General features: G+C 73.8%; 11 protein-coding genes. 6 read left to right on the forward strand and 5 right to left on the reverse strand.

Features of this window, described 5'->3' with window-relative positions:
- Positions 1-228 precede the first annotated feature (228 nt).
- Positions 229-510 (reverse strand): HPr family phosphocarrier protein, encoded by a 282-nt coding sequence (locus IH48_RS0111685; protein ID WP_030902659.1) that lies wholly within the window; start codon positions 508-510, stop codon positions 229-231.
- Between the two features lie 92 nt (positions 511-602).
- Here IH48_RS0111685 and IH48_RS0111690 point away from each other — a divergent pair, with 92 nt between their 5' ends.
- The 4 genes from IH48_RS0111690 to IH48_RS0111705 all read left to right on the forward strand — a co-directional run bounded on the left by IH48_RS0111690 (position 603) and on the right by IH48_RS0111705 (position 6,553).
- A complete protein-coding gene (locus tag IH48_RS0111690; RefSeq protein WP_030902660.1) occupies positions 603-3,899 on the forward strand; it encodes a bifunctional GNAT family N-acetyltransferase/acetate--CoA ligase family protein in 3,297 nt (1,098 codons plus the stop codon).
- A 92-nt stretch (positions 3,900-3,991) separates the two neighbouring features.
- A complete protein-coding gene (locus IH48_RS0111695; protein WP_030902662.1) occupies positions 3,992-4,588 on the forward strand; it encodes a DUF5998 family protein in 597 nt (198 codons plus the stop codon).
- Positions 4,585-5,817: an alkaline phosphatase family protein gene (locus tag IH48_RS0111700; protein WP_078849644.1), complete on the forward strand. Its 1,233-nt coding sequence runs from the start codon at positions 4,585-4,587 to the stop codon at positions 5,815-5,817. Before IH48_RS0111695 ends, IH48_RS0111700 begins: the two co-directional genes overlap by 4 nt.
- 85 nt (positions 5,818-5,902) lie before the next feature.
- A complete protein-coding gene (locus IH48_RS0111705; RefSeq protein ID WP_030902666.1) occupies positions 5,903-6,553 on the forward strand; it encodes a thymidine kinase in 651 nt (216 codons plus the stop codon).
- Positions 6,554-6,604: 51 nt separating this feature from the next.
- Here the strand turns inward: IH48_RS0111705 and IH48_RS0111710 are convergent, their stop codons facing one another.
- A complete protein-coding gene (locus IH48_RS0111710) occupies positions 6,605-6,982 on the reverse strand; it encodes a hypothetical protein (protein ID WP_030902668.1) in 378 nt (125 codons plus the stop codon).
- A 330-nt stretch (positions 6,983-7,312) separates the two neighbouring features.
- Here IH48_RS0111710 and IH48_RS0111715 point away from each other — a divergent pair, with 330 nt between their 5' ends.
- Complete coding sequence (locus IH48_RS0111715) at positions 7,313-7,882, forward strand: NADPH-dependent FMN reductase (protein WP_030902671.1); 570 nt, start codon at positions 7,313-7,315, stop codon at positions 7,880-7,882.
- A gap of 27 nt (positions 7,883-7,909) precedes the next feature.
- Positions 7,910-8,752, forward strand: a complete 843-nt coding sequence (locus tag IH48_RS0111720; protein ID WP_030902673.1) for a sulfurtransferase — start codon at positions 7,910-7,912, stop codon at positions 8,750-8,752.
- Positions 8,753-8,813: 61 nt separating this feature from the next.
- Here the strand turns inward: IH48_RS0111720 and IH48_RS0111725 are convergent, their stop codons facing one another.
- The 3 genes from IH48_RS0111725 to sepH form a co-directional block, all read right to left on the reverse strand.
- Positions 8,814-10,322: a DHA2 family efflux MFS transporter permease subunit gene (locus IH48_RS0111725; protein WP_030902674.1), complete on the reverse strand. Its 1,509-nt coding sequence runs from the start codon at positions 10,320-10,322 to the stop codon at positions 8,814-8,816.
- The gene (locus IH48_RS0111730) at positions 10,295-10,891 is read right to left on the reverse strand and encodes a PadR family transcriptional regulator (RefSeq protein WP_199809936.1); all 597 of its coding nucleotides are present in this window, start codon (positions 10,889-10,891) and stop codon (positions 10,295-10,297) included. The genes IH48_RS0111725 and IH48_RS0111730 overlap by 28 nt, the downstream gene beginning before the upstream one ends.
- A gap of 118 nt (positions 10,892-11,009) precedes the next feature.
- Positions 11,010-12,116, reverse strand: coding sequence for a septation protein SepH (gene sepH, locus IH48_RS0111735; RefSeq protein WP_078849645.1), 1,107 nt, complete (start codon positions 12,114-12,116; stop codon positions 11,010-11,012).
- Positions 12,117-12,251: the final 135 nt, after the last annotated feature.

The following is a 12,251-nucleotide window of genomic DNA, read 5'->3' on the forward strand; positions in this document are numbered from 1 at the left end:
ACGGCCCCGGCCTGCACCGTCCCGGTCGCACGCGCGGACCGTGGCCCACGTCACCGCCGGCGCCACGCGCGCCCACGGCAGTCCCGGCGCGCGAGTGCGAGGCGAAAACCGCGACGCGCGCGTGAACGCGTACGGGTCCCTGGCACGCGAACGGCCCCGCGCCGGGCACGCATGTGTGCCCGGCGCGGGGCCGGTGTCCTCCCGGGCGCGCGCCCGCGCGCCGGAGCGTCAGACGGTCTCGGGCAGCTCGTCGAGGCCCTCGGCGACCAGCTTCGCCAGGCGGTCGAGCGCGATCTCGGCGCCGTCCGCGTCGGAGGCGAGCAGGATCTCCTCGCCGCCCTGGGCCCCCAGGCCGAGCACAGCCAGCATCGACGCGGCGTTGACGGGCGAGCCGCCCCCCTTGGCGATGGTCACGGGCACGCCGGAAGCCGTCGCGGCGCGGACGAAGATGGAGGCGGGGCGGGCGTGCAAGCCCTCGGCCCAACCGACGTTGACACGGCGCTCAGCCATGGTGTTGCCCTTCAAATCTGACGCAGGTTGTCTAGACCAGTCTCTCACGCGTCGGCGGGGCCTCAGGGGACGGCCCGCCGTAGGCTTTCGCCATGGAGAAACCCTCCGACGCCTACCCGGCGCACTGGGAAGCAGACGTGGTCCTGCGCGACGGCGGCACCGCGCGGATCCGGCCCATGACGCCCGGGGACGCGGGCCGGCTCGTCAGCTTCTACGAACAGGTCTCGGACGAGTCCAAGTACTACCGCTTCTTCGCGCCCTACCCCCGGCTTTCCGACCGCGACGTGCACCGCTTCACCCACCACGACTACGTCGACCGGGTGGGACTCGCGATGACGGCGGGCGGCGAGATCATCGCGACCGTGCGCTACGACCGCATCGGCCCCGACGGGCGCGCCGCGTCGGGAGCGTCGGCCGACGAGGCCGAGGTCGCGTTCCTCGTCCAGGACGCGCACCAGGGCAGAGGGGTGGCGTCCGCGCTGCTCGAACACATCGCGGCCGTCGCGCGCGAGCGGGGCATCGGGCGGTTCGCGGCAGAGGTGCTGCCCAACAACCGCAAGATGATCAAGGTGTTCACGGACGCCGGGTTCACGCAGCGGCGCAGCTTCGAGGACGGCGCCGTGCGCCTGACGCTCGACCTCGAACCCACCGAGCAGTCCCTGGCCGTCCAGCGCGGCCGCGAGCAGCGCGCGGAGGCGCGCTCGGTGCAGCGGCTGCTCGCGCCCGGGTCCGTCGCCGTCGTCGGCGTGGGGCGCGAGGAGGGCGGGGTCGGGCGCAGCCTGCTGCGCAACCTCGTCGCCGGAGGCTTCGCCGGGCGCCTGTACGCGGTGAACGCGGCGTTCGCGCCCGGCGTCACGGAGATCGACGGGGCGCCGGCCGCGCGTTCCGTCGGGGAACTGCCGCGTCCCGTGGACCTCGCCGTCGTCGCCGTACCGGCGGAGCGCGTGCCCGAGGTGGTGGAGGACTGCGGCGAGCACGGCGTGCAGGGGCTCGTGGTGGTGTCGGCCGGGTACGCGGAGAGCGGCCCCGAGGGCAGGGCGCGCCAGCGGGAACTCGTACGCAGGGCGCGCACGTACGGGATGCGCGTCATCGGGCCCAACGCGTTCGGGATCGTCAACACGGCTGACGCCGTCCGCCTGAACGCCTCCCTCGCGCCGGAGCCGCCCGCGCAGGGGCGCGTCGGCCTGTTCACCCAGTCGGGGGCGATCGGGATCGCCCTCCTCGCCGGACTGCACCGGCGGGGCACGGGCCTGTCGTCGTTCATCTCGGCGGGCAACAGGGCGGACGTTTCGGGCAACGACTTCCTGCAGTACTGCTACGAGGACCCGGACACGGACGTCGTGCTCATGTACCTCGAATCCATCGGCAACCCGCGGAAGTTCACGCGCCTGGCGCGGCGCACGGCCGCTCAGAAGCCGGTCGTGGTGGTCAAGGGCGCGCGCCACAGCGGGACCATGCCGCAGGGGCACGCGGTCCCCGCGATCCGCGTCCCCGACGCGACGGTCTCGGCGCTGCTGCGCCAGGCGGGCGTGGTACGGGCGGGCACGGTCACGGAACTCGTCGACGCGGGCATCCTGCTCGCCGGCCAGCCGCTGCCCGCGGGCCCGCGCGTCGCGATTCTCGGCAACTCCGAGTCGCTCGGCCTGCTGACGTACGACGCGTGCCTCACGGAGGGGCTGCGTCCGCTGCCGCCGCGCGATCTGACGACGTCGGCCACGGCGGACGACTTCCGCACGGCGCTCGAACAGGCGCTGCACGACCCCGGCTGCGACGCGGTGGTGGTCACGGCGATCCCGGGCGTCGCCGCGGACACCCGCGCGGCGGGCGACGCCCTGGCGTCGGCGCTGCGGGCCGCGGCGGCCGCGTCCCCGGCGAAGCCGGTCGCCGTGGTGTACGTCGAGATCGGCGGCCTGGCCAAGGCCCTGTCCGCGGCGGCAGGCACGGCCCCGCGCCCGCCCGCCGATTCGTCCGCCCCGGGCGGCAGGTCCGTGCCCGCAGGCGGCGGCCGCGGCGATCCGCACTCCGGAGTGCCGGACCGCGGCGTCCACACCGGCCGGGCGAGTGGCCCGGCCGCTGCCGAAGCCGGCGTGCGGGAGCGTGGCGCCCCCCGGCCTGCGGGCCCCGGCGCGGCGGCCGGAGCGAGTGGCGGTGCGGCACCCGACGTGGGCGGCGGTACCGCAGGGCGGGATGCCGACAGCGGCGCCGGCGCGCACGGCCCCAGCGCTCCGGTCGCTGCCGGGTCCGGCGCCGCATCCGCCGGACCCTCGACGCCGGCGGGCAGCAGGGCGGTGCCTGCGGGCCACGGCCGAGGCGAACCGCGTCCCGGCGGGCCGGAACCTGGCGGGCACGGTGACGCCGACCGGTCGGAGCCGGGCGCCGCAGGGGACAGCGGCGCACCGGCCGGGCCCGGCCGCGCACCTCGGGCGGGCGGCCCGGCCCCTGGCGGCGGTGCACCCGTGGGCGGCGACGGGGGGCCCGGAGGGGCCCAAGGCCGGCGGGAGGCCGCGCACGCTTCGCGTGCGCGGATCCCCGCCTACCCCGCCGCCGAGCGCGCCGTGCGCGCGCTTGCCGTGGCCGTGGAGTACGGGCGGTGGCGGCGCGAGGCCGCGGAGGCCGGGCGCGTTCCCGCCTACGAGGACATCGACGAGGCGGCCGCGGGCGCCCTCGTCGAGCGTGCGCTCGGCCGGGCGGCCAAGCCGCACGGCGTCGCCCTGACCGACGGCGAGTGCCGCGCGCTCCTGGGCCACTACGGCATCCACGTGCGGGCCACCCGCCCCGCCCCCGGCGCCGACGAGGCGGCAGAGGCGGCGCACGAACTCGGCTACCCCGTGGCGCTCAAGACCACCGCGCCGCACCTGCGCCACCGCGCCGACCTCGGCGGCGTACGGCTCGGCCTCGGCGACGAGGCGCAGCTGCGCGCCGCCTACCGGGAGCTGACCGGCGCGCTCGGCGGGCCCGCCGAACTGCGCCCCGTCGTGCAGACGATGGCGCCGCGCGGCGTCGACACCGTCGTCAGGGCCGCGATCGACCCCGCCGCGGGAGCCGTGCTCTCCTTCGGCCTCGCCGGCGCACCGTCCGAGCTGCTCGGCGACCTGGGCCACCGCCTCGTCCCCGCGACCGACCGTGACGTCGCCGGGCTGATCCGCTCCATCAGGGCCGCGCCGCTCCTGTTCGGCTGGCGCGGCGCGGACCCGGCGGACACCGATGCGCTCGCGGAGCTGCTGCTGCGCGTGTCACGGCTGGTGGACGACCACCCCGAGATCGTCGCGCTCTCCCTCGAGCCGGTCGTGGTGGCCACGCGCGGCCTGTCCGTCCTCGACGCGCAGGTGCGCCTCGCGCCGCCGCCCGCACTCGACGACCTCGGCCCGAGGCGGCTGCCCAACTACTGATCCGGCCCCCGCTCCGGTCCGGGCGAGCCGCGCCGATCCCGGCCGCCGCGCGGGTGCCCGGCCGCCCGTCCGGCCCCCGTAGGATGGGCCCCATGGCGAAGAGCGGCATCACGACCCAGGGCCTGCGTACGGCGATCGAGCGCAGCGGCTACTACCCCGCGCTCGTGGCCGAGGCGGTGGAGGCCGCCGTCGGCGGTGAGCGGATCGCGTCGTTCCTGGTGCACCAGGAGACCACGTTCGACGCCAACGAGGTCCGCCGCCACGTCACCGTCCTCGTCCTGACCGAGCACCGCTTCATCGTCAGCCACACCGACGAGCAGGCCGCCGACTCCGGCTCGCCCACGCCGTACGCCACGACGTCGACCGAGTCCGTCAAGCGTGACCGGATCTCGTCCGTCGTGGTCAGCCGCGTCGTCGCCAACCCCGAGTCGTACACTCCCGGCGCCCTGCCCCGCGAGGTCGTCCTCACGATCGGCTGGGGCGCCGTCTCCCGCATCGACCTGGAGCCCGCAGCCTGCGGTGACCCCGACTGCGAGGCCGACCACGGCTACACGGGCAACTCCACCGCCGACGACCTCAGCCTCAGGGTCAGCGAGGCGGGCGACGGGATCGACGCCGTCCGCGAGACCCTCAGCTTCGCGCAGGCGCTCTCGGAGGCCACGGCGACACCGTCGGCCGGCCGCGCATGACCGACGGCGCCGACTGGTACGGGGCCGCGCCCCCGCGCCTCGACGAGGGCCGCCTGGACGGGGGCCGCCTCGACCCGGCCCGCGCCCCCGTCCCCGAGTACGGCAAGGGTTCGCTCGCCGACCTGCTGCCCACCCTCGCGGCGGGCCAGGGCGTGCCCGGCTTCGCCGCCGCCATACCCGAACTCGCCCCGGCCGACCGCAACTGCGTCTTCCTGATCGACGGCCTCGGCTGGGAGCAGATCAGGGCGCACGCCGACGAGGCGCCGTTCCTCGCCTCCCTGCTGGGTTCCTCCAGAGGCGGCACGGGCCGCCCCATCACGGCGGGCTTCCCCGCCACGACCGCCACCTCCCTCGCCTCCGTCGGCACCGGGACCGTGCCCGCCGACCACGGCCTGCTCGGGTACACGGTGCGCGACCCGGCCACGGGCGCGCTGATGAACCAGCTGCGCTGGAAGCCCTGGACGGACCCGCACGCGTGGCAGCCGCACGCCACGGTCTTCCGGCTGGCGCACGAGGCCGGCGTGCACACCGCGCAGGTGTCGTCCCCGGCGTTCGCCGACACGCCCCTGACCCGGGTCGCCCTGAGCGGTGGCACGTTCCACGGCAGGCTGGGCGGCGAGGACAGGATGGACCTCGCCGCCGAGCAACTCGCCGCGGGTGACAGGTCGCTGGTCTACACGTACTACAGCGAGGTCGACGGCAACGGCCACCGCTTCGGCGTCGACTCCGACGCGTGGCGCGGCCAGCTGATGTACGCCGACCGCCTGGCGCAGCGCCTCGCCGAGCAACTCCCGCCGCGCTGCGCGCTGTACGTCACCGCTGACCACGGCATGATCGACATCCCGTTCGACGAGGAGTCCCGCATCGACTTCGACGAGGACTGGGCGCTGCGCGCGGGGGTCGCCCTCCTCGGCGGCGAGGGCAGGGCGCGCCACGTCTACGCGGTGCCGGGCGCCGCGGCCGACGTCCTGGCCGTCTGGCAGGACGTGCTGGGCGAGCAGTTCTGGGTGGCGAGCCGCGACGAGGCCGTCGCCGCCGGCTGGTTCGGCCCGCCCGGCGCGGTGGAGGCCCGCACGCACGGGCGGATCGGCGACGTGGTCGCGGCCGCGCGCGACGACGTGGTGGTCACGGCGTCCGTGGCCGAGCCGCGCGAGTCGGTGATGGTCGGCATGCACGGCTCGATGACCCCCGTGGAACAGCTCGTACCCCTCATCGAAGTACGCTCCTAGCGCCGCACACGCACGCACGCACCTATCCGCACCCACGTACCCGCACCCACGTACCCGCACCCGATCGAAAGGGTTCCGTCCCGTCATGCCTGAGCTGGTGTTCTTCTGCGGAACGATGGACTGCGGCAAGAGCACGCTGGCTCTCCAGATCGTGCACAACCGCTCCGCCCGCGGCTTGCAGGGCGTGGTCTTCGCGCGTGACGACCGGGCCGGGCAGGGCAAGATCTCCTCCAGGCTCGGCCTGGTGGCCGACGCGGTGGAGGCGGTCGCGGAGCTCGACCTGTACGGGCACGTCGTCGACGTGATCACGAAGGGCGGCCGGGCCGACTACGCCGTCGTGGACGAGGCGCAGTTCCTGCTGCCCGGCCAGATCGACCAGCTGGCACGCGTCGTGGACGACCTGGAGATCGACGTCTTCGCGTTCGGTATCACCACCGACTTCCGCACCCGGCTCTTTCCCGGCTCGCAGCGGCTGATCGAGCTCGCGGACCGGATAGAGGCGCTCCAGGTGGAGGCGATGTGCTGGTGCGGGGCTCGTGCCACGCACAACGCCCGCACGGTGGGTGGCGAGATGGTGGTGGAAGGCGAGCAGGTCGTCGTCGGCGATGTGCACGGCCCTGCCGCGGAGGTCGGCTACGAGGTGCTGTGCCGGCGCCACCACCGCCGGCGCATGACGAGCGCTTCGGCCCGCGCAGGCGCGCTCTCGCCGGACGTCCTGCCCATCGCCTCGCACTGAAAGGTGCCGGGCGACGGCTCCGGCGGGTCGCCCGCCGGAGCCGAGGGCACCTCAGGAGGGGCAGACGCTCCTGGTGCTGATGTAGACCTGCGTGGGCTTGGCGCCGTTGAAGGCCCAGCCCTCACGCGGCTTCATGCAGATCGTCTTGTGGTTCGAGAACCGCACATAGGCCACGTCGTCGTGGCGGGTGTTCATCGCGCCCTTCGCGCTGCGGCTGGCACCGAGTGTCTGCCAGTAACCGGTGTCCTTGAACCTCCCGGTCATCGTGTTGCCGTTGTAGAAGCAGACGTAGGGGTAGGGGCACGCGGGGCGGGCGGCCGCCGACGCGGAGTGCGCGTCGGCGGACGCCATGGCCTGCGCTGAGGTGGCCAGGCCGCCGGCCATGGCACACGCGGCGAGGACGGACGCGGTGGCGAGACGAAGTCGCATGAGGACCTCCTGTGCTCGGCTGATCCCGGGACGCGCTGCCGAACGTGTCGCCGGGCTTGCCCGCACCACGTTGCCGCCGGCCGGGTACAACCGGCCAGTGCGTCAGGACCCTTGGCCGCAGGACGGGACGTCCCACCCGGTGACCTGCGCATTCGCCGGTCGGGATGAGGCGTCCGCGGGACGCGGAGCGGGCTGCGCGCCGCACCGGACGCCCGGTGGCGGGGCGGCGCCCGGCGTACCGCGCCGGACACGTACGATCGTTGATCGCGAAATCAAAGTGGCCGCCGGAGCGTTACGCGTACGGAGCCCGTACGTATCGAAGGAGCACGCATGCCGAAGCTGGGGATCATCATCGCGAGCACTCGCCCCGGGAGGGTCGGCCTGCCCGTCGCCCAGTGGCTCGACAAGGAGGCCCGCGGGCACGGCGGTTTCGACGAGGTCGACCTGATCGACCTGGCCGAGGTCGGCCTGCCGTTCATGGACGAGCCGAGCCACCCGAGGCTCGGACAGTACACGCACCAGCACACGCGTGACTGGAGTGCCCGGATCGACGCCTGCGACGCGTTCGTGTTCGTCATGCCGGAGTACAACTACGGCTACAACGCCGAGTTGAAGAACGCGATCGACTTCCTGCACAGGGAGTGGCGCTACAAGCCGGTCGGCCTGGCGAGCTACGGCGGTGTGGCGGCGGGCACCCGCGCCGCGCAGATGATCAAGCAGGTCGTCACGACGCTCAAGATGACCCCGGTCTTCGAAGCGGTGTCCATACCCTTCGTCCAGCAGTTCCTCGACGACGAGGCGGTGTTCACGCCGAACGAGATGCTCGAGGGCTCGGCCAAGTCGATGTTCGACGAGCTCGTGCGCCAGGAGGCCGCACTGCGGCCGCTGCGGTCCGCCTGACCACCGCGCGTGGGTGATGATGGCCGCATGACAGCCATCATCACCGCGCGGGAACTCGGGCAGGCCCTGGCGGGGGAGCGTCCGCCCGTTCTGCTCGACGTCCGCTGGCAGCTGAGCACGGCCGCGGCGGCCGGCGCGCCGCCCTTCGACGGGCGCTCGCAGTACGCGGCGGGCCACATTCCGGGCGCGGTCTTCGTCGACCTCGACCGCGAACTCGCGGCCCCGCCGGGGGAGCGCGGCCGCCACCCGCTGCCCGACACCGCCGAGTTCGGTGCCGCGATGCGCCGCGCCGGGGTGCGCGCCGGCACCCCGGTCGTCACGTACGACGGCGGGCAGGGCTGGGCCGCGGCGCGCGCGTGGTGGCTGCTGCGCTGGACGGGCCACGAAGATGTGCGTGTCCTGGACGGCGGCCTCGCCGCGTGGCCCGGCCCGCTCTCCACCGGCGTCGAGGAAGCGGCCGAGGGCGACTTCCTGCCCGTGCCCGGCGCGATCGGCCTGCTCGACGCGGACGGCGCCGCCGCGCTCGCCCGCGAGGGCCTGCTGCTCGACGCACGCGCGGCGGAGCGCTACCGGGGCGACGTGGAGCCCGTCGACCGGGTCGGCGGGCACATCCCCGGCGCGGTCTCGGCGCCCACGACGGACAACGTGACCGAGGACGGTGCCTTCAGGACCGCCGCCGAACTGGCCGCGAGGTTCGAGGCACTGGGCGCGGGGCGCGCGTCCGGGGTGGGCGTCTACTGCGGCTCGGGCGTCTCCGCGGCGCACGAGGTGCTGGCGCTGGAACTCGCGGGCGTCCCCGCCGCGCTGTACGCGGGCTCCTGGTCGGAGTGGTCACGTGACGAGGAGCGCCCGGTGGAGCGCGGCGCTTAGGCCGCGCCCGGAGGAGGCGCGCCCGGAAGCGGGCGCCCGGCCCGCCGCCCGAGCAGGCGCGTCACCTGCTCGCGGGGGCGGGTTCCTCCTCCTTGACGTGCGTCTGGCTCATATGGCGCGGAACGGCGAAGCAGACCACCGCGATCAGCCCGATCACCAGCACGGCCGCGGGCAGCAGCAGGGAGTTGCCCATGGCCGTGCTGAACCCGGAACCCAGGGCGGCCGGGAGCTTGCCGGACGCGCCGGCGAAGGACTCGGCGGAGCCGCCGGCGGCCTTGCCCAGGTGCGAGACGAGCTGTGCCTGCATCAGGGCGGCGATGCTCGCGCTGCCCAGCACGGCGCCGACCTGCCGCGTCGTGTTGTAGACGCCCGCGCCCGCGCCTGCCTGGTGGATGGGCAGATTGCGGTTGGCGGTGGTGCCGATGGGCGACCACATGAACGCGTTGGCGATGCCCAGCAGCGCGACCGGCAGCAGGAACTGCCAGATGGGCACGGACGGAGACATGACGCGGCTGAGCCAGAGAAGCGACACGGGGAACGCCGTCATGCCGATGCCGGCGAGCAGCCGCGGGTGCACCCGGTCGGTGAGGCGTCCCGACCAGGGCGCCAGGACGCCGGAGAGCACGGCCATCGGAACCAGCAGCAGCGCCGCGCGCGTCGGGGAGAAGCCCCGCACGACCTGCGCCCACAGCATGAGCGGGAACGACATGGCGGTGATGGAGAACCCGACGGTGGTGATGGCGATGTTCGCGAGGCTGAAGTTGCGGTCCTTGAACAGGCCGAGCGGCACCAGCGGCTCGCCCCTGTTGCGGGACTGCCAGAACACGAAGGCGGCCATCACCACGACACCGGCGATGATCAGCCGCCATACGGTGATCGGGCCCGAGATGGTGCCCCAGTGGTAGGTCTGGCCCTCCTGGATGCCGAACACGATCAGGAACATGCCGAGGCCGCTGAGCGCCACGCCGGCCAGGTCGAAGCGGTGCGTGTGCGTCGGCAGCTTCGGTACCAGGCGGACCGCCAGGACGAACGCCACGACCCCGACCGGCACGTTGATGAAGAAGATCCACGCCCAGCCCAGCGAGTCGACCAGGACGCCGCCCACGATCGGCCCCACGAGCGTCGCGATCCCCGCGACGGCTCCCCACAGGCTCATGGCCCGGCCGCGCTGGTGGGCGGGGAAGGTGCGCGTGATGACGGCCATGGTCTGCGGCGTCATCATGGACGCGCCGAGGCCCTGCACCACCCTTGCGATGATCAGCCCGGAAATGGTGTGGCTGAGCCCGCACCACATGGACGCGCCGGTGAAGAGCACGAGACCGGCCAGATAGATGTTCTTCGGCCCGAACCTGTCACCGAGCCGACCGGTCAGCAGCAGCGGTACGGCGAAGGCGAGCAGGTAGGCGCTGGTCACCCAGACCACGTTGCTCACGTCCGCCGAAAGCCCCTTCATCAGGGCGGGGGTGGCGACGGAGACGATCGTCTGGTCGACAAGGATCATGAAGAAGCCCACCACCAGCGCCCACAGCGCCGGCCACGGGCTCACTGGTCGGTCGTCCGATACGGCCACGGAAGCTCCTCGTTCTGCAGTCGGATGATGAGGGCGCGCAGCCAGTCCCGTTCGGCGGCCTGGATGGTCCGCAGGTAATCGGCGACGAACCAGTACGCCTCCGGCACGTCGCTCGTGCGGAGCCCGGCCAGCACGCGGTCGGCCTCGTCGACCATCTCGGTCAGCCGCTCGGCCCGGTGCGTGAGGTGCCCTACGACCTGGCCGCGCGGGAGGTTGTGCGACTCGCCGAGCGCCAGCGGGAACCTCGGGTACTCGTTGACGGGCGAGTCGAGCATCGCGCTGACCTGCTCGGACAGCACGGCCCTGCCGGCCCGGGTGATCTCGTACGTCGTACGCTCCGGCCGGTTGCCCTCCTTGGCGGTGCCGCACGAGACGGCCAGGCCGTCCCGGGCCAGCCGCTCGACCGTGTGGTAGAGCGAGCCGGGCCTGACCTTGACGATGTGGTCCTCGTGCCGCTCCTTGAGCAGGGAGAACATCTCGTACGGATGCATCGGCCGTTCGACCAGCACCGCGAGACAGGCGACAGCGAGTGGGGTGAGCGGGGAGATGGCTGCGTTTCCTCGATCCAAGTGAAATATTCCTACTGGAATATTAACCCACTCGGGGGAGTGCAAAGGCCCGCGCACATGGGAAGGGCCCGCCGGTGCCTGCGCACCGACGGGCCCTTCCGCGGATCCCTGCCCGGTCCTACTCCTTCTTCTTGCGGCGCGTGCCGAAGACGATCTCGTCCCAGCTCGGCACCGCCGCGCGCCGGCCGGGCCGTACCCCGTCGGCCTCGGCCTGACGGTCCGTCGTGCCCGTCAGCCTGTCGCGGTGTCCCGACACGGACCGCGGCATCAGCACGTCCGCGTACGCGGACCCGGCGGAGGCGGCGGGAGCCACCGTCTCCTCGGCCTCCGGCTCCTCCACGGGCTCGGGCGACACCGGCTCGGCCGGGGCCGTCCTGTCCGGGACCACCAGATCGCCGCGGAAGCTCGGCACGGCCTCCAGCAGGCTGGTGAGCGAGTCGCGCTCGCGCTCACGGGGGTCGCGCGCCTCGGCGCCGTCCGCGTCCGGCTCCTCGGACGTGACCGCGGGACGCTCGGGAGCGCGATCGAGCGCTCGCTCCAGCGAGCGGTCCGGGCGCTCCCGCGGCAGCCGGGCGATGCGCGGCACGAAGGGGAAGCTCGGCTCCTGGGCCGCGACCGTGTCGTCCGTGTCGCCGATCAGCGCGCGCGCCTCGTCGTCCACGGCCTGGACGAGTCGGCGCGGCGGGTCGTACGTCCAGCTCGCCGAGTGCGGTTCGCCCGCGACGCGGTAGACGAGCAGCACCTCCCAGGTGCCGTCGTCGCGCCGCCACGAGTCCCACTGAACGGTGTCCTTCTCGGCACCGCGCAGCAGCAGCCGCTCCTGCACGGCCTCGCCCAGCTGGGGGCCCGCGTTCTCGCCGGGGCGCCGCACCGCGGTCTTCCGTGCGCGCTCGGCCATGAAGGCGCGCTCCGCGAGCACCGGCCCCTCGAAGCGGCGCACCCGGTCCACGGGGATGCCCGCGAGCTGCGCCACCTCTTCGGCCGAGGCACCCGCTCGTATACGCGCCTGGATGTCACGGGGGCGGAGATGGCTCTCCACCTCGATCTCGATCTGGCCCAGGCGCGCACGGTCGTTGCGGACGGCGGCGCGCAGCCGCTCGTCGATGGGAAGGGTGTATTCCGTGCTGTCGGCAGCCTTGAGCACCAGTCGTGTGCCGTCGTTGGAGACGGCCACGACACGCAGTTCGGGCATGGGAACCTCCCGGGTGGTGCCTGCCGACGTCACGTGCGTCGCTGCTTCCGCTGGTCGAGTGTGGCCTGCCCGGGTGCAGCCTGCCACAACCTTGCCGTGTTGCCCGGCGTGTCGGGCAGTAGCCCTGGATCGCCGTTATGGCACGGTTACCTGTTTGCGACGCAGAGT

The sequence above is a fragment of the Streptomyces sp. NRRL F-5126 genome (genome assembly GCF_000721265.1).
Lineage (GTDB): Bacteria > Actinomycetota > Actinomycetes > Streptomycetales > Streptomycetaceae > Streptomyces.